This is a genomic window from Salinispora vitiensis, assembly GCF_000378825.1.
Taxonomy (GTDB): domain Bacteria; phylum Actinomycetota; class Actinomycetes; order Mycobacteriales; family Micromonosporaceae; genus Micromonospora; species Micromonospora vitiensis.
This window is the reverse complement of sequence record NZ_KB900388.1, coordinates 1-1,529: the sequence shown is the minus strand read 5'-3', so window position 1 is coordinate 1,529 and position 1,529 is coordinate 1. Positions and strand designations below refer to the sequence as shown.

Here is a 1,529-nt window from a genome sequence, read left to right as displayed (position 1 = left end):
TGGCGATCCCCCATCGACTACGAACGATCAGAGACCCGCGCCCTGAAGGCCCAGGCCGCATAACGGAGCCCTCCACGATTCCAGGGGATTGACAGGCTCATTCGACCTGGCGGCTCGGTGGCGTAAGGGTGAGCCGGTCCTGAGCCTGCGCGCCTTCGGCCTACTTCCCATCGACGCCGTGGCCCAGTTCGGCAGCACCATCACCACCGGCAAACAATGGCTACGCCCCGTCTACGCCGGCAGTGGCGCCCCCGAGGACTACGCCAACGTCGATGCCGAAGGCAAAATCGCCGTCGTCACCCGCAGCGACGACATCAGCCCCAGTGACCGGGCGACCGCCGCGGTAGCCGCCGGAGCCGCACTCCTCCTGGTCGTCAACGACAAGCCTGGAATCCTCTACGAATACGTCGGCAACTCCGCCATCCCCGTCGCCAGCATCCACCGCGACATCGGAAGCATCCTGATCGCCCTCGCCGAACACGGGATGCCGCCGCTGAAGGTCAGCCAGGAGCAGTACCCGGACACCATCTACGACCTAGCCCGGGTCTGGCGGGACCAGGTGCCGGACCAGCCCCTCACCTACCACCCCAGCCACCACGACCTAGCCCGAATCGATGCCCACTACCACGCCGTCCACGACGCCGAAGGCGCCGGCTACCGTGCCAACACGGCCCTCGGCACCGTGTCCACCTCCCGGGATACGGAGTGGTACCCCGGCATCCGCACCGAATGGGTCACCCCCGACATCTCCTGGGTCGAATCCCACGAACAGCGCGGTTGGGAGGTTTGGCGAACGAGCGCACCTACGCCAGGGGCACGACCACCAAGGTGGACTGGTTCGCCCCCGCTATCCGACCGGCCTCCAACCGGTCGGCATGGATCCCAAACAGTCGATTCCAGGACTACATGACGCTCTACCCGCAGCCCTGGAGTCCGTCCGGGACCGCGCTCGAGTACGGCGGAAACTACCGCTTCGGCTCGGTGCCGGTGCACATCAAGCTCTACCAGGGCCACACCCTGCTGCATGAGAACACAGGGGATTCCAACCTGTTACAGAAGGAGGTGCCGGCCGGGACGCTGCCGTACCGGCTGGTGCTGGACGCGTCACGCCCGGCCGAGGAGTGGGGGCTGTCGACCCGTACCCACACCGAGTGGGACTTCATCTCCAGCACCAACGACGCCGACCCCAACACGCCCGAACCGCTCACCCTGCTGCAGCTCGACTACGAACTGGAAACCGACCTACGAGGCGACGTCGAAGCCGGCACCCACCAAGAAATCAGCATCACCCCCAGACCACAGCCCGGCGGTACCGGCACCGGCACCATCACCGCAGTAGAACTCGAGGTCTCCTACGACGACGGCACCACCTGGCAACCCATCACCCTCACCCCGGGCGACCACAACCGCCACACCGCAACCCTGAAACTGCCCGACCAACCCGACAACTTCATCTCCGTACGCGCCGCCGCCGAAACCGACACCGGCTTCGCCATCCGACAAGAACTCATCCGCGCCTACGGCCTGCG

1 pseudogene is annotated in these 1,529 nt (G+C 66.2%); it reads left to right on the top strand.

Annotation, left to right across the window (positions count from 1 at the left end):
• Positions 1 to 97: 97 nt before the first annotated feature.
• Positions 98 to 1,529 (top strand): annotated as a pseudogene (locus tag SALPAC2_RS24160) (PA domain-containing protein); the annotation flags it as partial.